We start from the raw sequence: 20,338 nt of genomic DNA, 5'->3' as shown, positions 1-20,338 counted from the left end.
GCCTGTCCTTTATTTCAGCGGCGCATCGGATTGCTGGTAGGTCCCCACGACCTCGCCCTTGGCCAGCACGTGACCTTCCATCGCCGCCAGTACGGTGTCGCGGTCAGATCCCGGGAGGACGTCCAGCGGGATGTCGAGGGCGAAGACCTGAAAGTGATAGTGGTGGGCCGGATCGCCGACCGGCGGACGCGGTCCGAAATATCCGACCGAACCGCGCGAGGTGCGACCCTGGGTGATGCCGTTCGACAGGCGGATCGTCTCCTCCAGCCCTTCGGGCGTCATGGGCTCGGCGATATTCCAAGCGACCCAGTGCACGAAGGGCTTGGGCATGGCGGCGTCCGGGTCCTCGACCAGGATCGCATAGCTCGCCGCACCCTCGACCCGGTCCCACGACAGCGCCGGGGCCACGCCGTCATAGTATTCGCTGTGGATGCGGGGAATGACGCCGCCAGGCGTGAAGGCGTCGGAGCGGACCGCCAGACTGTGACGCGCTTCGACCCGTTGCAGCGCCAGCGGCACGCCCGAGCCCCGGGCGGTTTGCTCGCGCATCGCCGTCGCGGGCGGATTGAGAGGCGACGCCTGGCCTCGGCCGTCGCCGTAGCTGACGCGGTACAGGACGCCGTTCTCGTCGTCGCCGACCAGCAGCGAACCGTCCTTGGCCACGGCGATGCCGGCCAGACGCGCCGTCTCGGCCTGGCCGCCGTCGACCAGGAAGCCGGTCAGGAAGGGTCCGATGGCGCGGGCGCGGCCGTTCTCGAACCGCACGCGCGCGACCTCGTAGCCGGACGGCGTCTCGCGCGCCCACGAGCCGCGGAACGCCACGAAGGCGTCGCCGTCATAGGTGTTCGGGAAGGGGCCGCCGGTATAGAAGGCCATCTGCATTGGCGCTGCGTGCGCCGCGTAGCCAGCCACCGCTGCCTCGCTCATCTCGGCCCAGGTCGCAGCCGGGATGCCGCCTGGCGGTTCGTCCTGCGGGTTCACGCCCTCTTCTACGCCATAAATATAGGGCCAGCCGTAAGTCTTGCCGGCCTGCATGTTGTTGAGCTCCTCCTGCTGCAGTTCGTCGCCTAGGTTGTCGATGCCGTGGTCCATACCCCACAGCTCGCCCGTGCGCGGATGCCAGCCGAACCCGATCGTGTTGCGCAGGCCCGAGGCGAAGATCGTCCGCGACTTTCCATCAAGCGAGGCCCGCAGCATCGTCGCGTTCTCGGGGTTGCTCTCCTGGCAGGCGTCGCAGGTCGAGCCGACCGAGATGTAGAGCATATCGTCCGGCCCGACGGCGATGGTGCGGCTGGGGTGCTGGCCCGAGTCCGGCAGGTCGCCGATGATCAGGGTCAGCGGGCCGACCATGCCATCCGCCAGGATGTCGCCGACGAAGACCTCCTTGACCGTGACGAGGTACATCTTGCCGTCGTGCAAGGCGATGCCGTGAGCGCCCGAGCGACGGGCCACGACCACGGGATCGCCGTCGGCCTTGCCGTCGCCGTCCGCGTCCCGCAGCAGGATCACGTCGCCCGAGGCGCGACGGGTCGCGTAGATGTCGCCGTTGGGCGCCACCGCCAGCATGCGCAGATTGCCGAGATGCTCGGCGAAGCGCGAGACCGTGAATCCCTCGGGGACACGCAGAGCGGCCGTATCGCCCGGCAGGGGCGCACGCGGCGTGGGCTCATGGATGTGGGTCAGGATCGCAAGGTTGTCCCGCTCTTCCGGATGGGCCTGGGCCAGAGCCGGCGAGGCGGCGGCGAGGGCTAGGAGCGAGACGACGAGGGTGGTCGGTTTCATGCGATGTCCGGAGGCAAGGATCGAAGGAAAACCGCCCCAGGGTGGACCCGGGGCGGCTTATCGGCGGGTTTAGCGAAGCGCCATACGGAGACGGCCGAAGGACCAGGTTTGGGCCTCGCGGGCATCGGCGACGACATCGGCCATCGAGAAAAACTCGTGTACCGAACCATCCCAGACGCGGCGCTCGACCGGCACGCCGGCGGAACGCAGCGCTCCCATCAGGGTCTCGCCGTCCGAGCGCAGCGGATCGATCTGGGCGTTGACGATCGTCACGGGCGCCAGGCCGCGCAGGTTGGCGGCAACGAGGTTGTAGCGCGGATCGGTCTGGTCGGCGGGGCTGCGCAGGGCGTACTGGCCGAACCAGCCGAGGGTCGGGGTGCGCAGGGGCAGGCTGGCGGTGTTCTCCATCTTGGCCGGCAGCTGAGGATTGGCGTCCGCGATGGGATAGACGGCGAGGATGGCCTTGGGCGCCGTCCAGCCGTTGTCCCGCGCCGCGATGGCGACGTTGACGGCAAGGTTGCCGCCGGCGCTTTCTCCCGCGATTGCGATGTTCATCGGGTCGCCGCCCCACGAAGCCGCGTTCTGAAGCACCCACTGCCATGCGTTGTTGGCGTCCTCGTGGGCGGCCGGGAACCTATGCTCGGGACCCTTGCGGTACTCGACCGAGACCACGATCGCGTTCAGGGCTTTGGCCATGGCGCGGGGCGTGGCGTCATAAACGTTCAGGTCGGCGATGACCCAGCCGCCGCCGTGGTACTAGACGACGACCGGCAGGTTCGATCCGGTCGCGCCGGCGGGCTTGTAGACGCGCACAGGCTGGGTCGCGCCGCCGGTCGGATAGGTCAGGTCGCGCGTGGTGACGCTGGCGTCCGGGGCGGTCGACATCCCCATCATCGTCTTGACGCGATTGACGGCGTCGGCCGGCGACGGCTGGGCGCGGGCCTGTTCGACAGTGAGCGTTTCGATCGGACGCGCGCCAAGGGCGGCGTGGGCGTCGAGCACGGCCTGCATGTCGGCGTCGGGACGGGCGGTCATGCCCATGGGCGCCATCGGGCTCATCGGGGCGGATGAGCCGCCACGGTCCGTGTTCATCTCCAGGCCGGGCGCGCAGGCGGTCAGGGTGGCGGCGAAGGCGACGCAAGTCGCGAGGAGGCTCAGGGTCGATTTCATGTGGGGTCTCTGATCGTGAATGGAGAGGCAGGCGAGGCGCGGTTCAGAGCGCCAGTCGCTCGACCATGGCCAGGTGGCTCTGGACGATCGCGACGGTCGCCTGGGCGGCGACCTTGAGCTCCGGCGTCTCTCCGGTCTCGGCATAGGTCTTCATCAGACCCAGAGCCTCCTTGTGCGCCATCATCTGCTGAGTGAGGTACAGGCGGTCACGCTGGACGCCGTTGTACAGCCGCAGGGCGTTCAGCATCGCCGTCTTGGGCGCGTCCAGCATCGGGGTGGGCGGCGTCATGCCCGCCCGCATCGCGGCGGCCGCGGCATCCTGGGTCGTCTTGGTGTGGTGCTCGACCATCATCTGGGCGAAGCGGCGGATGTCGGGGTTCTGGGTGGTTTCAAGCACCAGCTGGCTCGACTGGACCTCGTAGAGATCACCAGCGCCGGCGAACATCAGGAAGGCCGGAGAGGCCGGCGTCGGAGCCAGGGTGCCGGCGGGCGTTCAGGTATAGGCATAGTCCTGGGCTGCGGCAGAGCCGGCAATAAGGCAAGCGGCCGCACTCGCGGCGAGCAAGAGTTTCATCGTCAATTTTCCAGTAAGGTCTCTAGTTGGTTGGGAAACTTGGCCGAACGCCGTTGGTTCCACTGTTCGCTCGCCGACGCGGTCCGACGACCGGTTCAGTCGGGAAGGTCGGCAAGGCTCACGGGTTCGACCTTCTGGACGGCGTTCGTGGCGCGTCTCCAGTCCTGCAGTCGTTTGTAGACGAACAGTCGGGCGCGCATGATCTGTCCGAGCGGTCGGTGCGCCTCGAGACTGTTGGCGGGGTTGAACCCCATGCGCTCGTCCCAGGCCTGCGCCTTGGCGTCGTTCCACGCGCTCTGCGCGGGGAACCGGATCACGCCGATGGTGCGATAAGGGCTGTCGTCCTCATCCCAGCGAACAGAGGCGTCCTCGATCGGCATGCTATCGATGTCGGTCGAGAGCTGGACCCTGAGCTCGAACGCGGCGCCGGTCTGGGCGAACTGTTCCACCATGGCGTGGCGGAAGACGTCGGGATCGCCGCCGAGTTCAAGCGCGGTCTCGATCAGGGCGTCCACGGTCTCCTGCGTCGGGTAGAGGCCGAGCTTGCCGACATGGTCGCCCCACCGGATCGGCGCCTGGCTGAAGTAGGTTTCGGCCAGAGGGTGGCGTGGCGGGTGGCCGAAGAAGCCCAGGCTTCGCGACGGCAGGCCCACCGCCTTCAGCGCCGTCTGCGTCGCGGCCGAGACGTCGCGGACCACCTTCTTGACCCCCTCCGGCAGATCGGGCGCATGGGAGACGCCGGCCTTCAGGTTCAGCAGGAATTGGCCGGCGTCCTTGTTGAGAAAACCGGTTTCCTCGGCCTCGAACAGCCAGTCCTGCGTCGCCGCCTCCACCGCCTCCACGATACGGGGGCCGTCGACACCGAGGATCTTCAGGGCGAAGCCTCGGTGGGCCGAGATCTTGTCGTCCAGATGCTCCCCGGGACCCTGGGCGAGCCGGGCGACGACCTCAAAGCGCGCGGGCGTGGAGGCGATCCCCTGAGCGAGTTCGGGCGACAGGCCTGGGAGGATTTCCAGTTCGCCCTTGAGCAGTCCCGTGGACTTGGCGTGGGAAACCCGCGTTGCCCGCCCTTCATTTTCCCTGACCTTCTCGCCGACGCCGGTGAAGGTCTCCGCGATGCGGGCGAACGTCTCCGCCTCCTCGGGTTTGATCTCTTCAAGAGCGGAGCTGTAGCGCACGTAGGTCATGGGAATTCCAAGTTGGGGTGTAGCGGTCGAGCGAAGGCGGCCTGATCGTCAGGCGGATCGAATCCGTTCGTAGACGCCGACCAGGACGCCCTTGGCGATGACCGCATCCTTGAGGGCGGCCTTGACCTCGTCCTTGCCGGGCTTGGCGTCCCAGTCGATGACGCGGTTCAGGGCGAAGACCTGGAACAGGTAGTGGTGGGGCCCATGTCCCGGCGGGGGGTCGTTTGGCAGCCAGCCGATCCCGCCCATCGAATGCTTGCCGAAGCGACCGGAGCCTGAGCCTTCCTTGAGATCGCCCTCCGCGACCGAGGCCGTCGCCGCATCGAACACCGCGATCAGGTGGATGAAGGGCTGAGGCGCGGGAATGTCGGGGTCCTCGACCACCACCAGGACTTGGCGGGTCTCGGCTGGAAGGTTCGACCACGCCAGCGGCGGCGAGACGCCCTCGCCATCGGCGGTGAACCGGACAGGTATCGCCTGTCCATCGTCGAACGCGGCGCTCTCGACCCGGATCGTCTCGGGTGCGGCGGCGGCCTCCTCGTTCAGGAGGAGTTTGTCGGGGCCGGCGCGGACACCGTCGAGCGCCTTGCCGAGGAAGGCGGGAAGCTTCTGGAACATCAGTTCGCGCTCCCCGGCTCGGCCTGTTTGCGATGCATCTCGGCCAGGACCGTCTGCGGCGTCACGGCCGCCATCGCCGCCTGCACCTTGTTCATCACCCCGGCGACGACGTCGCCTTCGCCGCGCTGCATGGCGTGGTATCCGATCTTGGCGACATCGCCGGCGTCCATCTTCTTGGCTTGGCCGACGACCGTGTCGTCGAGGCCGGCGCGGTGGAAGAACTCGGTGTCGGTCGGTCCCGGCATCAGGACGGTGACGCTAACGCCGCTGTCCTTCAGCTCGTTGCGCAGGGCGAAGGAGAAGCTGTCCACATAGGCCTTGGAGGCGTTGTAGACCGCCGCGAAGGCGCCTGGCATCAAGCCGGCGATCGAGCCGGTGAGCAGGATCTGCCCCCTGCCGCGAGCGCGCATGTCGCGACCCACCAGATGCAGCAGCCGCGTCGTTTCGGTGATGTTGGTGTTGATGACGTGCAGGATGTCGTCGAAGTCCTGGTCGAGGAACCCTTGGCCGAGCCCGTGACCGGCGTTGGCGGCGAGCGCATCGACCGGCCGGCCGGCGACGATGGCGTAGAGCGACTGGACACCATCCTCCGTGGAGAGGTCGGCCTGAAGTGTTTCGACGCGTGCGCCGAGTGCCTCGAAGGTTTGCTTCGCTTCGGCCAGAGGCGTGTCGGCGGCGACCACGAGATCGAAGCCGTCCGATGCGAACAACTTGGCGAGTTCATAGCCGATGCCGGACGAGGCGCCCGTGACGAGGGCGAGAGGGCGGGCGGTCTCCGCTGAGCTAAGTGCGCTATCCGACATCTGAATCTCCGATTTCTGGTCAGACCCGGAAATCGGTCACGGCAATCAAAGTTCCGTATTGCGACGCTGGAACGCCGGGCCGCCGAGCGGATTGGGAAGAGCGAGCAGACGGAGTTCGCCATGCCTGACACCGACCCTATTTCGACCGACGCCGAGGTCGCCTCCCCCGCCTTCATCGACAAGGACAATGTCGAGGGCGACCACGCCGCTTCGAGCATCCGCGCAGCAATGATCAACCGACCGCGCCAGGACCTCTATGCCTTTTGGCGCGACTTCAGGAACCTGCCCTCCTTCACCGAGAACGTTAAGAAGGTGGAAATCCTGGATGACGCCCGGTCGCAGTGGACCATCGTTGGGCCGGCGGGCGCCGACATCGACCTCGTCTCCGAGATCACCGAGGACATCCCCGGCGAGCGGATCGCCTGGCGCTCCAGCGAAGGATCCGACGTCGATCATGAGGGCTGGGTCGAATTCAAGGACAACGCCTTTGGTCGCGGCACCGAGGTCCGCATCTTCATCAGCTATGATCCGCCTGCCGGCGCCGTCGGCAAGGTGGTCGCCAAGGTCCTGCAGCGTGAGCCGCGCATCCAAGCCCGCCGGGAACTGCGGCGCTTCAAACAGCTGATGGAGACGGGCGAGATTTCAACGTCGAAGGCGCCTGAGGCCGCGCCTCGCGCCAGCCGCCATTTCTGATTTCGGCCGCAGCCGACACCCCCTCAAACAGCGAGATTTCCATGCGCGCACTCACATGGCACGGCAAACACAACGTCCAGGTCGACACCGTCCCCGACCCGCAGATCGTCAATCCCCGCGACGCCATCATCAAGATCACCGCCACCGCCATCTGCGGCTCGGACCTGCACCTCTACGACAGCATGATTCCGGGCATGTCGAACGGCGACATCCTGGGCCACGAGTTCATGGGGATCGTCGAAGAGGTCGGGCCGGCCAACACGACGCTGAAACGAGGCGACCGGGTCGTGGTCCCCTTCGTCATCGCCTGCGGAAAATGCTTCTTCTGCGACCACCGCATGCCGGCCGCCTGCGACAACTCCAACCCCGCCGACAAGGCTGACGCGTCGGAGATCGCCTACGGCTACGCCATGACGGGCGCCTTCGGCTATTCGCACCTGACCGGCGGTTACGCCGGCGGTCAGGCCGAGTACGCCCGGGTCCCCTACTCAGACTATGGCCCGATCAAGATTCCGGACGGCATCGAGGATGAGCGCGTCCTGTTCCTGTCGGACATCTTCCCGACAGGGTGGATGGCGGCCGAGAATTGCCAGATCCAGCCGGGCGACACGGTGGCCATTTGGGGCTGCGGTCCGGTTGGCCTGTTCGCGATCAAGAGCGCCATCCTGCAGGGCGCCGGCCGGGTCATCGCCATCGACCACCATCCGCGTCGCTTGGAGCTGGCGAAGCAGAACGGCGCGGAAGTGCTCAACTACCACGAGGTCAAGGTGCGCGAGGCCCTGATGGAGATGACCGCCGGCATCGGCCCCGACAGCTGCATCGACGCCGTCGGCATGGAGGCCCACGGCTTCTCGCCCGACAACATCGTCGACGCCATCAAGCAGGAGACCAAGATCCTGGGCACGGACCGCCCCCACGTCCTGCGTGAAACCATCATGGCGGTGCGCAAGGGCGGCACGGTCTCGGTGCCCGGCGTCTATGGCGGCTTCGCCGACAAATGGCCGATCGGCGCCTTCATGGAGAAGGGCCTGACCCTCAAGACCGGCCAGACCCATGTGCAGAACTACCTGCCGCAGCTACTGCAGCTGATCCTCGACGGCAAGATCGACACGACCGATCTGATCTCCCATCGCCTGCCGCTGGAACAGGCCCCTGAGGGCTACAAGAACTTCAAGGAAAACCAGAACGACTGGACCAAGGTCGTGCTGAAGCCGGGTTGAGGCTGAGCCCGATGCGCACCGACCTGCACGCCCGCCCCATGGAGGCCCGGTCTCGACCCGACCTGCCCGAGGGTGCGGGCTGGGTCTACGAGCCCAAATGGGACGGGTTTCGCTGTCTCGCCTTCAAGCGCGACGGCCAGGTCCAGCTGATCGCCAAATCGGGAAAGTCGCTGAACCGCTTCTTCCCCGAGGTCGTCGATCGTCTTGCCGCTCTGCCGGAAACGCGCTTCGGGCTCGACGGCGAACTGCTGGCGCGTGACGGGGACTCCTTCTCCTTCGAGGTGCTGCAGGCGCGTCTGCACCCCGCCGAGAGCCGCATCCGGGACCTCGCCCAGGAGACGCCGGCGATCTACGTCCTCTTCGACATGCTGGTCGATGTCGACGGGTCGGATCTCAGGCCCCGGCCTTGGTCGGAGCGACATCGACGGCTTGAGGCCTTCCTCGAGGTTCACCAAGCGGCTGACCTCACCCTCACCCCCGGCACGACTGACCTGCCCCTCGCCCGGACTTGGCTTGACCAGGGCAAGCTGGAGGGCGTGGTGGCCAAGGCTGCCGACGGACCATACGTCGAAGGCGAGCGCGCCATGATCAAGGTCAAGCGCGCCCGCACGGCGGACTGCGTCATCGGCGGCTTCCGCTATGCGTCGGATGCACCGGTCGTCGGTTCGCTCCTGCTCGGCCTCTACGACCACGAGGGTAAGCTCAACCACGTCGGCCATACCTCGGGGTTCGGGGGCGTCGACAAGATCGCCCTGACCCGCGAACTGGAGGCCCTGCGCGGCGGTGATGGCTTCAGCGGCCGCGCGCCCGGCGGGCCGAGCCGATGGTCCACGGAACGGTCAGCGGCCTGGGAGCCGCTTCGGCCTGAACGCGTGGTCGAGGTCGGCTTCGACCAGGTCTCGGACGACCGCTTCCGCCACGGCACCAAGCTGCTCCGCTTTCGTCCCGACAAGGCGCCAGCCCAGTGCCGCATGGAGCAGCTGGAGAGCTGACCGACGCCCGGGAGGTCAAAGCCATTTGGCCAGGATTTCCGCGCTCTCCGCAGTCTCGACCTGCTGTGCGTAGCGATTGCGGTACAGACCCAGCAGGGCGTCATGGCTCTCGTCGGAGGAGCTGCAAAGCCCGTCCGTGACCACGATCACCCGATAACCGAGATCGACCGCGCCCAGAACAGCGGCCAGCACGCAGACGTCGGTCTCTGCACCAGTGACGACCAGGGTGTCGACGCCGCCGGCCCGCAAGGCGTCGTCCAGCCCGGTCCCGGGCCAAGGGGAGTAGATGTGTTTGTCCACCACCCGGGCGGGCGGCGTGAAGACCGCGAGCGCCGGGATCAGGTCGACCCTTTCCGGCCCCAGCCGCTCGATCGTCATCTCCGGCCAGCGTTCCCAATAGCCGCGCCAGGTGCCCCACCCCTCGCCGACCTCGGCAGCAGGGATGAAGCGGGTGAACCACGTCCGCTCCGGCTTGCGTTCGCAGAGCCCGACCACGACCGGCAGCACCCGCTCCATCCACGGCGTTCGCCAAGGGGTGTCCTCGGCGAACATCCGCTGCATGTCGATGCAGAGATGGACCGCGGTCTCAGGGATCGCGCCGCGGATCAGCCCGTCCGCCATCGCGGATCAGGCCGCCGCCGCGCCTTGGGCCTTGGCGTTGGCGGCGGCGTCGGCCAGGGCCGTCAGGCTTTCGTCGGTCGCCGACTCCTGCTGCAGGGTCTCGTCCAGCAGCGCCGCTGCGTCGTCGAAGCCGAGCAGGGTCGCCCAGCGCTTGAGCGTGCCGTAGCGGGTGATCTCATAGTGTTCGACCGCCTGGGCTGCGGCGATCAGGCCGGCGTCCAAAGCGTCGGTCCCGGCATATTCCTCGAGGATCTCGTCGCCTTCGGCGAGGATGCCTTCGATGGCGTCGCAGGTCTTGCCCATGGCGCGCTTGCCGATGATTTCGAACACCTGCTGCAGGCGTTCGATCTGCCCTTCTGTCTCTTCGCGGTGCTTTTCGAACGCCGCCTTGAGCTCGGGCGAGTTCGCGCCGCGCGCCATCTTCGGCAGGGCCTTCACGATCTTCCGCTCGGCGTAGTAGATGTCCTTGAGCGTGTCGTAGAACAGGTTGTCGAGGGTCTTCTCTGCCATCTGGGCTCTCCGATCGCTACGGCAGCCGGACTGACCGTTCCGACGGCGCTCGACCAGCGCCACCAAGGTCTGATCGACAACCTGCGCGGCGCGACGGACCAGGACTTCGACCGCGTCTACCTTCAGCAGCAGGAGGCTGCGCACAACGAGACGGCGGCGTTGTTGGAGACCTATAGCCGAGTGGGCGGCAACGACGCACTTAAGGGCTGGGCCGCCAAGACCCTGCCCGTGGTCCGGTCGCACCGGGAAATGGTGGATCAAGCCGACGAGGCGGATGCGGAGCGGCCGCACTGAGGCGCACCGACCCCGTCGCGTCGCTTGAAGTAAACGACCGGCCTGCCTTGCGGTAGGCTGGTCATTTTGCGGTATTCCCCTTTAAGCCTGTACCTGTTGGCGGCCACGGTTTTTCGGCCTCTACGGAGAGAGCCGCTCGATCCGCTGCGGCAACGCTTGGTTTGGCCACCGGATTTCCCATCTCGTTGTCTCCACATAGGAAACGGAGCCCGAGATGGCTGGAGGTTGGACCCGCGACGGAGCGGTTCTGGATCAAATAGACGACACCATCCTCGACGGCGTCTTGACCGCGCGCGCTCGCCTGCCCGCCGGCGAAGGGACCGAGGACTGCATCGAATGCGGCGACGCCATCCCTGAGGCGCGGCGTCGCGCGATCCCCGGCGTCACCACCTGCGTGCCCTGCCAGGCCGGCCGTGACAGCCGCGTCGTCGTCGCCGGAATCAACCGGCGCGGCAGCAAGGATAGCCAGCTGCGCTGAAGCCATGACCGACACCCTCGCGCTCTTCCCCGGCCGGGTCCCGTGCCGAGCCAGCACGAGCCGCCCGGTCTGCATTACGCCGACGCCGTCGTCTCGCCGGAGGTCCAAGAAGACTTGATCGACCGGGCCCGCACGCTCGACTTCGCCCCTTTTGACTTTCGGGGGTTCAAGGGCAATCGCCGGACCGTCTCGTTCGTACCCCGGTACGACTTCGCTCACACCCGGGCTGCTCAGGCCGATCCGCTCCCCGACTGGCTGACCCCGCTGCGGGCCGCGGCGGCAGGGTTCGCCGACATCCCTGAGGCCGAACTCGTCCAGGCTCTCGTCACCGAATACAAGTCCGGCACCGGCATCGGCTGGCACCGGGACCGCCCCGAGTACGGCAAGATTATTGGCCTGTCGTTCGTCTCCGACTGCCTGCTCCGTTTCCGGCGTCCCGAAGCCGGTGGTTTGGCGACGCGCGTCCCAGCTTCTACGTCTGGGCTCCGCCTATCTACTCGACGGCTCCCCCCGTAACAGCTGGCAGCACAGCATTCCGCCCGGGGATCAGCTCCGATACTCGGTAGCCTTTCGGACGCTGCGTCTGTCGGAGCAGTAACCGCCGATCCGTCCGGCTGCGTCGCGCCACAAGCAAACCGAAAGGTCGAGCTGCTCTGCCACCCTCTGCCACCCTCTGCCACCCTCTGCCACCGTAGGGCTACGGGATCGCCCTGTCCGAACTCGACCGCTAATGTCGCCCGGTCATCAACGAAATCCCCTCGCCAGAGGCCGCACCCGTATGCCCGCCACCCCTCACTCCCACTCGATTACTTAATGACAACAACAATGTTGTTTACAAAGCTCTTTTTATTGGCAGGACGACCCCATGCCGACTAGGCTACCGTCGCCCAATAACGCTATTGAAAACACTAAGAAATATAGCGTCATAAAATTTTAGTGATGACGCTATCTTTCGAGATCATTCGAGGCATGGCAGCCAAGTCGACGCGTAATTTAAATCGAATCTGAGCTGCAGCGTTCATCTCATCTATTCGTAGCATCTTTGGCTCGAAAGAATCCATGTCGCCCTCGCGGCTCCTATCGACCAATCATGTCGGCGAAGCGCCAGGATCGGTCATTCACTGAGCGCCGGAAACACGACATTCAGCCATGCCGTCTGAGCCTAGGAACGTCCGCTTTTCGATCCGGCACCTTTGGAAGTTCCCGACCCTTAAGCGAACTTCGCTTCACGACCCCTAGCCGACATTTGACGCGTCTGTGCGTAACCTAGACAGTTATGATTTTTGCAGAATGGCGCCGTCATGCTCGCCCTCACCCGTCTGCCGTGGAGCTGGATTTGGGCTCTAACCATCGTCGTCGTTTGGCTACTGGTAGCCTACGCCTTGGGACAACAGCCGTTGACCCAGCAGCACTCTCTCGACTTGGTTCAATACGGGGCGTTCAAAGGTAGTTCGATCTCGCCTGACGATGCATGGCGACTGATTGCTTCGCAGTGGCTGCATGTGAAGTTTCCACACATGCTCTTCAACGCCTTGATCATAGGAATTGTTGGCCAATCGCTCATCAACCGTTTTGGCGCTCCGTTCATGGTGGGGGTGGGCGTAATCGGCGGCGCTGCGGGTCAGTTGGCAAGCGCGCTCGTAATGCCAGAAGCCTATATTTCAGGTGCGTCTCAGGCGTATCTAGCTCTTACTGGATTGGGGCTGCTGACGCTGCCGACGCGGACGTTGGGTTGGTGGGCTAGCGTCGTGGGCACGGTAGCTGCGATCGGCCTCGACGTCTTCGTCAGCGATCATGCTTTCGTGAAGATTGGTCATGCATTGCCCTTTGCGCTCGGTGTCGCCTGCGGTGTCGCCATCCGCAAAGCAGCCAGCAAATAGGCAACGTCCGCTCACCACCAGAATGGGGAGGGCATTTCGGCCTCGTCGTTCTCATGATGGTTGTCGGCCCGCTGCTTACCTGGGCGGCAACGAAAGTCCGTTTAGCGACGGTCTCCTGACCACCCCTGGCGGACGACGGCGACGACTGCTTTCCGGCCTGGAGGCCAACGTCCGCTTTCGGCGGCGAAGCCAAAGACCGCACACGACCGATACCGTTGAAAAAGTCGGCAATTGCCACGGACGACGCGGGCTGATTCACTCTGGTCATTGAGGCTGGAGGCAGCGCGATGATGGGCGAGCGGCGGGTCGATCAGGCGGCCCTGTTCTATACCTTCTCGCTGGAGGATCATGTCCCAGCGAACCATCTGCTGAGGTCGATCGACCGGTTCGTGGAGTTGGAAGGCCTGCGGGCGCACATGGCGCCGTTCTACAGCGCGATGGGGCGCCCCTCGATCGACCCGGAGCTTCTGATCCGGATGCTGCTCGTCGGTTATTGTTTCGGAATCAGATCGGAGCGTCGGCTATGTGAAGAGGTCCACCTGAACCTGGCCTATCGCTGGTTCTGCCGGCTGGGTCTGGAAGGCGCTGTGCCGGACCACTCCACCTTCTCAAAGAACCGCCATGGTCGTTTCAGAGAGAGCGACCTGTTGCGTCAGTTGTTCGACACGGTACTTAGCCGGTGCATGTCCGAAGGTCTGGTCGGCGGTGAAGGCTTCGCGGTAGATGCTAGCCTGATCAAGGCCGAAGCGAACCGGGAGCGCAGCGTGCCTGGTGATCCCGGCCTGCCGCCCGAGGCGGCGAGCCGGGCGATTGACGAGTATCTGGCGGTGTTGGACGACGCGGCATTCGGCGGGGCCACGCCGGTGACGCCCAAGTTCATCTCGCCAGTAGATCCGGCCGCGCGCTGGACCGCTGCGAACAAGGGCCCTGCCTTCTTCGCCTATGCCACCAACTACCTGATCGACCTGAAGCACGCGGTCATCGTTGATGTTGAAGCCTCCACTGCCGTACGTCCGGCCGAGTTGACCGCTGCTCGCACCATGATCGAGCGGGTGCAAGATCGGCATGATCTCCACCCCGATCGCCTTGCCGCCGACACCGCCTATGGCTCGGCCGAGATGCTGGAATGGTTGGTCAATGATCGCGGGATCGCACCTCACATCCCCATCATCGACAAGTCTGGCCGGGCGGACGGGACCTTCTCCCGAGGCGACTTCACTTATGATCCCGCCGCCGACCTCTATCGCTGTCCGGCCGGCAAGGAACTGAAGCAATATCGGCGAGCGTTCCGCGCCGATCACCCCGAGACTCCGCCGGATGACACCTATCGGTATCGCGCCTCAAAGTTTGACTGCGACGCCTGTCCGCTGAAGCCCAAATGCTGCCCTAACGCGCCGGCCCGGAAGGTGACCCGCTCCATCCACGAAGGCGCCCGGGACGTCGCTCGCGACATCGCCCGGACTGACGCTTACGTCACTTCCCGACGCGAACGAAAGAAGGTCGAGATGTTGTTCGCACACCTCAAGCGCATCCTCAGGCTCGACCGTCTGCGCCTGCGTGGTCCCTGCGGCGCCCGAGACGAGTTCCTTCTCGCCGCCACCGCCCAAAACCTGCGCAAAATGGCCCGGTTGATCCCGCTACAGGCTGCCCCAGCGCCCGCCTGAAAGCCCTGTGGCTTTGCCGACCCCGTCAAAGCCTGACCACGCCGCTGTGCAAGCCGATCAGTTTGGCGACTTTTTCAACGGTATCGACCCGTTGCGGACATCCAACCCGAGAGCCCGAAACGAAACGGGGCAGCCGCAACCAGAGGCCTTGACTCATAACTCGACATATGGCGAGTTAAGACTATGCCCCGCCCTCCAAACGTATCCGCACAGACCCGCGCTTTGCTCGCTCACTTCGCTGCCCAGCCTCAGGCGTGGCAGTATGGCTACGAGCTGACCAAGTTGACCGGACTAGGGTCAGGCACCCTTTACCCGACGCTCGCCCGCCTCGCAGACCAAGGTTTTCTGGAGTCGGACTGGAGAGCATCGTCGCAGCCGGGTCGCCCCCCCAGGCATGCCTACCGGCTCACCGGTGCGGGGATCGAGTTTGCCAGAGCCCAATCCGTCAAGGCAGTCATAGCGCCCAAACCTCGCTCCAGACAGGCTTTGGCGTGACAGGCCCAACCTCGATCCTGTTCAACTTCGCTCTCAGGGTCAGCCCCGCCGACCGTGAAGTCTGGTTCAAGGCCATGCAGAGGGAGTTCGAGTTCATGCCGCCTTCGCAGCGGTTTCGTTTTGCGACCGGCTGTCTCGCGGCGGCAATCGTTTGGCGCATTTGGACGCCGCAAGGTGTGCGAAGGATCACTCAGGGAGGCCTTGTTGCGGCCAGCGCCTCGCTCGCCGCGCTTGTCACCGTCAATAGCTTACTCGGGACCTTCGGCCACCTTGGTCCAGTTATGGCCGGACTCGGGCTCGCGTATGCGGGCGGGGCCGTTGCAACTGCCCGGTGGGGCCTTACGGGCATGGCCGCATTCGCACTGGCCGGTCTCGCGTTGAACACTGTCTTGGTGACGGTCTGGGCGGACGGCAGCGCGGAACCGGGTGGATTTATCCGCGCCCTGTCTGTCGAGGCATATCTAATCCTAGCAATATTCCTGGGCGCAACCGCCGTTGCGCGGGCCCTCGCCAATCACCTTGAGCGCAGCGCGTGACCGGTAAAGCCCTATGGTACCGGGCCTCAATCGGCCTTCTCTTGGGCGTCCTGCATCTGGCCCTGACACTTCCAATCTACGGAGCCCTTTCACTCGGGGAGTTGCGGTTTGGCGCCAGCGGCCTTGCTATGTCGCTTTTCGCTGCTGAGTGCTTTTTCACATCGCAGCATCCGCGGTAAGAGTTGTTCAAGCTCGTGATCGTCAAAGGCAAAGCCTCCCTGGTCGAAACCATCAGCGAGCTTTTGGCTTTCGCCCGACAGCCTCGCCTTCACGAAACGGCTTATCGGGCTCGGTCACGACGCACTGCTACAGGCCTTTGGTTGTTGGTCATCTCTCTCGCCGTCACGGCAGGCTTTGCGATTCTGACCCTGCCGTTGATGCTGCTCACAGAAGCTGGCCCGTCTAGCACTTTGCGCCAGACCTTCTCTAATCCGATCCTGGCGGTGGCGATCGCGGTAGTCATGGTCGGCCCATTGGTCGAAGAAACTATCTTCCGAGGTTGGCTGACGGGGACGTGGAGATCTCTCGCCGGCAGCGTCTTGTTCCTCGCCATGTTCTATGGCGGCGCAGCACTGACGACCGACCTGGACGTCGGACCGCCGGGGATAAAACAGCTTGGGATAGCTATTCTCGGTATGGCTGTGATCTGGCTGTTGCGTCCCATCGATTCCGGACCCCGCGTGACGGGTTATGACCGAGTCTTCCCCTTCCTGTTCTGGGGTCAGGGGATCGTGTTCGGACTCCTGCACTATCAGAACTTTGCAGCGACCTCCCCTATTCTGGCTGTCTTCATGACCTTGCCGCTGATCGTCTGCGCATGGCTTTGGGGGTACGCGCGGATCGTGCTCGGTCTCGGAGGAGCCGTCCTGCTCCACGCGGCCTACAATATTCCTGCGGTTATCGGAATGATCGCGTTGACGACGATGCAAGGCGGTTAGGGAGACGTCCGCTTTCCACCCCTCTGAGACATAGGGGCAGTCCGCTTTCCGGCGGGCCGCCCCAAGCCTGCTCAGAGGTCGATCTGCTCTGAAATCTCCAGCGCATCGTCCACTTCGATGCCGAGATACCTGACGGTGCTCTCGAGCTTTCCGTGCCCGAGAAGGAGCTGGCAGGCGCGTAGGTTTCCGGTCTTCTTATAGATCAAGGCCACCTTGGTCCGTCTAAGGCTGTGGGTGCCATAGGCGCTGGGGTTCAGGTCGATCATTCTCACCCAGGTATCGACCAGCCGAGCGTACTGCCTGGTGCCTATGTGCTCTCCATCTCGGCTGCGGCTGGGGAACAGCCAGTCGTCACGCCGTCGTCCTCGGCGCTCCAACCAGTGAGCCAGAGCTTCTCTAGCGGCCTCCGTGATCTCGAACGGCACGGGCCGACCGGTCTTCTGCTGGATGATCGTCGACCGCTGCCGAATGACGCCGCCTTGAGCAATATCGCCGAGGCGGAGTTTCACCAGATCACAGCCCCGCAGCTTGGCGTCCAATGCGATGTTGAACATCGCAAGATCCCGTATCGATCCAACGGACTTCAGGTGCTGACGGATCGCCCAGATGTGCTTTGGCTTGAGCGGGGCCTTCGCTCCGGTCATTCGACCAGCGTTCCAGGGTTTGCGGGGTAAACGAAATAGATCGGGCTGGCTCATGGCCACCTCCCAAGATCAACGCCCCCTCCGCACGATACGCTCCAAACAGCGCAGATGCGCCAAGAGCGGACACCAACTGCCCGCCAACAAGACGACATTCCAATCGAGGCTCCGGGCTATCGAATGCCTGTGACCTCTCCGAGTGCCAAACACGGGAATCCGCTCTATTGCGGACAACAACATTCTCCGCCGCGATGCACTACCCGACCGTCACCTGATGCTCGGGGGTGAGGCAGCGGCCCAAATTGCTCGCTTCACCCCGCACAGCAGGAGAGCTTTGCTACATCCATGTCGAAGGTCTGTGCGGCGAGTTTCAGACCTTCGACCGTGGTCAGATAGGGGAAGATCGTCGCCCCCAGCTCGGCGGCCGTCATGCCGTGTTTGATCGCCAGCACCATCGTCTGAATTGCGTCCGCGCCTTCGGGGGCCATGATCTGCCCGCCGAGAAGGCGGTCCGTCGTCTTGTCGGCGATCAGTTTGATGAGCCCGCGTGTGTCGCGCGCTGCCAGTGCCCGGGGCACCTGATTGAGTGCGAGCAAGGACACCTTGATATCCAGTCCGCGCGCCCTCGCCGCCGTTTCAGTAAGGCCGACACTCGCGACCTGCGGGTCGGTGAATACCACCGCCGGCATGGTGCTGTTGTCGTAGCGATGGTCATTGCCGCCGACGGCGTTGCGCGCGGCCAGCTTCGCGGCATAGGCCGCCATATAGACGAACTGGTCACGCCCGGTGACGTCCCCGGCTGCGTAGACGCCTGGGGCCGTGGTCTCGAGATGGGCATCGACGACGATCCCGCCATGGCGGGACAATGCGACGCCCCGTGACTCCAGTCCCATGCCGTCACTGTTCGGCTGGCGGCCCGTCGCGATCAGCACCTGCTCTGCGGCGATGACCTCGACCGCCGCATCCCGGTCGCGCGCCGCGCCCTTGCCGGGCGGACGGTCGCAGGTGAGTTCGATCCCGTGCTTCGCGTGCACAATCCGCTGGTAGCCGACCCCGGTGCACACCCTGATACCCTCCGCCTCCAGATAGGTCTTAAGGGCGACGCTGAACTCCGGGTCCATGTCGGGCAACAGCCGGCTGCGGCAACAGATCGTGACGGCCACGCCAAGCCGGGCGAACATCTGTCCCAGTTCAACACCGACTACCCCACCGCCGATCACCAGCAGCGACCGGGGCAAACGTTCAAGCGCCAGCGCCGAAGTGCTAGTGAGCCACGGGACGCTATCCAGCCCCGGAATTTCGGGAACGGCGGCGCGCGCGCCCATCGCCAGAATAATCTTGCCGACCGGCATCGGTGCATCATCGACGAGCAACCTGCCGTCGACAAAGCGCGCCCGGCCTTCGACATAGGTCACGCCCGGATAGGCCGGCAGCAGGTCGACATATTTCTTCTGCCGCAGACCCGCGACCAGCTCATCCTTCGAGGCCGCGAGCGCAGCCCAGTCTTCCAGCTTGAGGCTGCCCCCCAGGCCGGGAAACCGACGGGAAGCCTGGCCGGCATGAACCGCTTCAGCGGCCCGGATCAATGTCTTGGACGGGACGCAGCCGACATTGACGCAGGTGCCGCCGATCGTCCCATGGCCGACCAGCGCCACCCGGGCACCCAGATCGGCTGCGGTGATCGCGGCGGAGAATCCCGCCGACCCCGCGCCGATGACGGCGACGTCGAAACTCGCATGGCCGGATTTTTTCGCGGTACCCGAACAGCAGTCGAGGTCCTTTGCGGGCTTGTTCATCGTGCAGTCCGTTCTGTTGGGTGGGCCAGTAGTGTCATGGGTTCAGCCGACGCGCGCGTGAGTGGCCTCAGACCATCGATCCGATGTCCGAGGCGAAGCTGGGGTAGGCAAAAATCATGGCCTTGATCTGGTTGGCGGTGAGCCCCGCGCCCATGGCCATGGCGAACAGATTGATCTGTTCCTCGGCCCCCGGCCCGATCAGATGCGCGCCGAGGATCAAGCCGGTTTTCTGTTCCACCAGCACCTTGAATCCGCTCGTGGTCGCCCCGACCCGCATCGACGAATACCAGCCGGAGGTCTTCTCGAAATGCGTATCGAACTCCAGACCCTTTTCCGTCGCCGCCGTCTCGGACAGCCCCACGGTCGCGACCGGCGGCAGGGTGAAGACCACGCTGGGTATCGGCGGATAGGACACGAGCCGTGCGTCCTTCCCGGCCAGAAGGTTCTTGCCCGCGATCCGCCCTTCATAGGCCGAGACCGGGGTCAGGTTCAGCCCGCTGTCGGCACAATCCCCGGCGGCGAAAATGGCGGGATTGGTGGTACGCATGGCGGCGTCGACCTTGATTCCGCGCTTCCCGGCGTCCACCCCTGCAGCCGGCAGGTTCAGATGGTCGATATTGGGCACGCGACCGGTCGCATGGACCACCAGATCGCAGGTCAGCACCTGGATGCCGGACGGCGTTTCATAGGACACGGCGAATTCGTCGCCCTGCTTCTCGACCTTGAGGACTTTCGCCTCGGTCTGCACGTCGATGCCCAGTTCGGTCGAGGCCTCCACCAGCATCGCCACCAGATCGGCGTCGAAGGGCCCGAGCGGCCGCCCGGCCATTTCCAGAACCGTGACGGCGCTGGCTCCGGCGCGTTGGGCGATATGGGCGAACTCCATGGCGATGAACCCCCCGCCGACAAAGACGATCCTGTCGGGGCGCTCGGACAACTCCAGAAATTCCGTGCTGGTCGTCAGCAGGTCCTCGCCGGGAATGTTCAGCGTCATCGGCCGTGCGCCGGTGGCGATGTGGAAATGCTTCGCGCGCAGGGTCTCGCCGTTTAGCGTGATCGTATCGCGCCCGATGAAGCGTGCTTCGCCATGCAGCGGGGTGATTCCGGCCTTGCGGAAGCCCGCTTCGATGCGCGACGGCATGGCGTCGGTGAAGGTGCGCTTGAACGCCATCATCTCGGGCCAGTTGACCGAGGGCCGCGCCTCCAGGCCCTTGCCGGCCATGGTGTGGGCCCAGTCCACGCCTTCGGTGACGGCAATCAGCATTTTCTTGGGATCACAGCCCCGCAGCGCACAGGTGCCGCCGTAGGGCAGGCTGTCGATGCTGGCGACTTTCCACCCCGCCGCCGCCGTCATCCGGGCGACGCCGTTGCCGCCGGTCCCGGCCCCGATCACGATCAGGTCGTAGTCATATGTGTCGGTCATGTCAGTCTTCTCCATTTCGGGGG

23 protein-coding genes are annotated in these 20,338 nt (G+C 65.0%); 11 read left to right on the top strand and 12 right to left on the bottom strand.

Going from position 1 to position 20,338, the window contains the following annotated elements; translation table 11 throughout:
- Positions 1–9: 9 nt before the first annotated feature.
- From ACYX4P_RS08770 to ACYX4P_RS08740, 7 genes are all read right to left on the bottom strand, one after another.
- Positions 10–1,782: a YbhB/YbcL family Raf kinase inhibitor-like protein gene (locus ACYX4P_RS08770; RefSeq protein WP_312571112.1), complete on the bottom strand. Its 1,773-nt coding sequence runs from the start codon at positions 1,780–1,782 to the stop codon at positions 10–12.
- A 69-nt stretch (positions 1,783–1,851) separates the two neighbouring features.
- Positions 1,852–2,478, bottom strand: coding sequence for an alpha/beta hydrolase (locus ACYX4P_RS08765; RefSeq protein WP_476069286.1), 627 nt, complete (start codon positions 2,476–2,478; stop codon positions 1,852–1,854).
- A gap of 60 nt (positions 2,479–2,538) precedes the next feature.
- Entirely contained in the window at positions 2,539–2,952 is a 414-nt protein-coding gene (locus tag ACYX4P_RS08760; RefSeq protein ID WP_292047095.1) for a hypothetical protein, read from the bottom strand.
- A 43-nt stretch (positions 2,953–2,995) separates the two neighbouring features.
- The gene (locus ACYX4P_RS08755) at positions 2,996–3,397 is read right to left on the bottom strand and encodes a DUF4142 domain-containing protein (protein ID WP_292047097.1); all 402 of its coding nucleotides are present in this window, start codon (positions 3,395–3,397) and stop codon (positions 2,996–2,998) included.
- A gap of 224 nt (positions 3,398–3,621) precedes the next feature.
- On the bottom strand, positions 3,622–4,713 hold the full coding sequence (locus ACYX4P_RS08750; protein ID WP_292047099.1) for a catalase family protein: 1,092 nt from the start codon (positions 4,711–4,713) through the stop codon (positions 3,622–3,624).
- A gap of 48 nt (positions 4,714–4,761) precedes the next feature.
- Positions 4,762–5,331, bottom strand: a complete 570-nt coding sequence (locus ACYX4P_RS08745) for a YbhB/YbcL family Raf kinase inhibitor-like protein (protein ID WP_292047101.1) — start codon at positions 5,329–5,331, stop codon at positions 4,762–4,764.
- Entirely contained in the window at positions 5,331–6,134 is an 804-nt protein-coding gene (locus ACYX4P_RS08740; RefSeq protein WP_312571109.1) for an SDR family NAD(P)-dependent oxidoreductase, read from the bottom strand. The genes ACYX4P_RS08745 and ACYX4P_RS08740 overlap by 1 nt, the downstream gene beginning before the upstream one ends.
- 120 nt (positions 6,135–6,254) lie before the next feature.
- Between ACYX4P_RS08740 and ACYX4P_RS08735 the strand changes: the two genes are divergently transcribed.
- Genes ACYX4P_RS08735 through ACYX4P_RS08725 form a run of 3 tightly spaced genes read left to right on the top strand, consistent with a single transcriptional unit; the run spans position 6,255 to position 9,039 of the window.
- The gene (locus ACYX4P_RS08735) at positions 6,255–6,827 is read left to right on the top strand and encodes an SRPBCC family protein (RefSeq protein ID WP_292047104.1); all 573 of its coding nucleotides are present in this window, start codon (positions 6,255–6,257) and stop codon (positions 6,825–6,827) included.
- Positions 6,828–6,868: 41 nt separating this feature from the next.
- A complete protein-coding gene (locus tag ACYX4P_RS08730) occupies positions 6,869–8,047 on the top strand; it encodes a zinc-dependent alcohol dehydrogenase (protein WP_292047106.1) in 1,179 nt (392 codons plus the stop codon).
- An 11-nt stretch (positions 8,048–8,058) separates the two neighbouring features.
- Positions 8,059–9,039, top strand: coding sequence for an ATP-dependent DNA ligase (locus tag ACYX4P_RS08725; RefSeq protein ID WP_313432181.1), 981 nt, complete (start codon positions 8,059–8,061; stop codon positions 9,037–9,039).
- 15 nt (positions 9,040–9,054) lie between these two features.
- Here ACYX4P_RS08725 and ACYX4P_RS08720 read toward each other — a convergent pair whose 3' ends face one another.
- Positions 9,055–9,660 carry a cysteine hydrolase family protein gene (locus ACYX4P_RS08720; protein ID WP_374322939.1) on the bottom strand — a complete coding sequence of 202 codons (606 nt, stop codon included), beginning with the start codon at positions 9,658–9,660 and terminating at the stop codon, positions 9,055–9,057.
- 6 nt (positions 9,661–9,666) lie between these two features.
- On the bottom strand, positions 9,667–10,170 hold the full coding sequence (locus ACYX4P_RS08715; protein WP_066629196.1) for a YciE/YciF ferroxidase family protein: 504 nt from the start codon (positions 10,168–10,170) through the stop codon (positions 9,667–9,669).
- On the opposite strand from ACYX4P_RS08715, the gene ACYX4P_RS08710 reads away from it, so the two are divergent.
- From ACYX4P_RS08710 to ACYX4P_RS08675, 8 genes are all read left to right on the top strand, one after another.
- Positions 10,171–10,464: a DUF4142 domain-containing protein gene (locus ACYX4P_RS08710; RefSeq protein WP_374323115.1), complete on the top strand. Its 294-nt coding sequence runs from the start codon at positions 10,171–10,173 to the stop codon at positions 10,462–10,464.
- 214 nt (positions 10,465–10,678) lie between these two features.
- Entirely contained in the window at positions 10,679–10,942 is a 264-nt protein-coding gene (locus tag ACYX4P_RS08705; RefSeq protein ID WP_292049180.1) for a DksA/TraR family C4-type zinc finger protein, read from the top strand.
- Between the two features lie 42 nt (positions 10,943–10,984).
- Positions 10,985–11,458, top strand: coding sequence for an alpha-ketoglutarate-dependent dioxygenase AlkB (locus tag ACYX4P_RS08700; protein ID WP_292049184.1), 474 nt, complete (start codon positions 10,985–10,987; stop codon positions 11,456–11,458).
- A gap of 785 nt (positions 11,459–12,243) precedes the next feature.
- Positions 12,244–12,822: a rhomboid family intramembrane serine protease gene (locus ACYX4P_RS08695; protein WP_476069279.1), complete on the top strand. Its 579-nt coding sequence runs from the start codon at positions 12,244–12,246 to the stop codon at positions 12,820–12,822.
- 287 nt (positions 12,823–13,109) lie between these two features.
- Complete coding sequence (locus tag ACYX4P_RS08690) at positions 13,110–14,486, top strand: transposase (RefSeq protein ID WP_476069277.1); 1,377 nt, start codon at positions 13,110–13,112, stop codon at positions 14,484–14,486.
- 183 nt (positions 14,487–14,669) lie between these two features.
- Positions 14,670–14,981, top strand: coding sequence for a PadR family transcriptional regulator (locus ACYX4P_RS08685; protein ID WP_476069275.1), 312 nt, complete (start codon positions 14,670–14,672; stop codon positions 14,979–14,981).
- Entirely contained in the window at positions 14,978–15,517 is a 540-nt protein-coding gene (locus ACYX4P_RS08680) for a hypothetical protein (protein WP_476069273.1), read from the top strand. Before ACYX4P_RS08685 ends, ACYX4P_RS08680 begins: the two co-directional genes overlap by 4 nt.
- A 182-nt stretch (positions 15,518–15,699) precedes the next feature.
- Positions 15,700–16,455, top strand: a complete 756-nt coding sequence (locus tag ACYX4P_RS08675; RefSeq protein ID WP_476069271.1) for a CPBP family glutamic-type intramembrane protease — start codon at positions 15,700–15,702, stop codon at positions 16,453–16,455.
- Positions 16,456–16,526: 71 nt separating this feature from the next.
- On the opposite strand, the gene ACYX4P_RS08670 is transcribed toward ACYX4P_RS08675, so the two are convergent.
- The 3 genes from ACYX4P_RS08670 to ACYX4P_RS08660 all read right to left on the bottom strand — a co-directional run bounded on the left by ACYX4P_RS08670 (position 16,527) and on the right by ACYX4P_RS08660 (position 20,315).
- Complete coding sequence (locus ACYX4P_RS08670) at positions 16,527–17,153, bottom strand: tyrosine-type recombinase/integrase (protein WP_313015478.1); 627 nt, start codon at positions 17,151–17,153, stop codon at positions 16,527–16,529.
- 254 nt (positions 17,154–17,407) lie between these two features.
- A complete protein-coding gene (gene merA, locus ACYX4P_RS08665) occupies positions 17,408–18,892 on the bottom strand; it encodes a mercury(II) reductase (RefSeq protein WP_021696246.1) in 1,485 nt (494 codons plus the stop codon).
- Positions 18,893–18,959: 67 nt separating this feature from the next.
- Entirely contained in the window at positions 18,960–20,315 is a 1,356-nt protein-coding gene (locus ACYX4P_RS08660; protein WP_021696245.1) for a dihydrolipoyl dehydrogenase family protein, read from the bottom strand.
- Positions 20,316–20,338: the final 23 nt, after the last annotated feature.

The organism is Brevundimonas sp. ABV4_179 (assembly GCF_056311945.1).
This window is presented reverse-complemented; position numbering and strand designations above follow the sequence as displayed.